Source organism: Sutterella massiliensis, assembly GCF_016899755.1.
GTDB lineage: Bacteria > Pseudomonadota > Gammaproteobacteria > Burkholderiales > Burkholderiaceae_F > Sutterella > Sutterella massiliensis.
Window position 1 is genome coordinate 1 of sequence record NZ_JACJJC010000535.1, and the last position, 238, is coordinate 238.

A 238-nucleotide genomic window follows, 5' to 3' on the forward strand; every position below is an offset into this window, starting at 1 on the left:
ACGGACTCAGGATCACTCCCCACATTCCGAGGAAGTTCTCAGGCCTGAAAATCCAGAACTTCAGATATCGCGGATTCACCTACAACATCGCCTACCTCGGCGGCGGGAGTGATGTCCGCAGGATCAGCTTCAACGGCAGGCAGCTCAGCTCGAACCTGCTGCCGCAGGAGAACGGCGACGTCGAAGTGCTCATGAAGAACTGAGCCTTTTGGAATTACCTCATCTCAAATACCTAATC

1 protein-coding gene is annotated in these 238 nt (G+C 53.8%); it reads left to right on the forward strand.

What is annotated here, in order from left to right; translation table 11 throughout:
- Positions 1-203: hypothetical protein (locus tag H6A60_RS13610; RefSeq protein ID WP_205105407.1), on the forward strand; the 203-nt coding region annotated here is incomplete at its 5' end.
- Between the last annotated feature and the right edge of the window lie 35 nt (positions 204-238).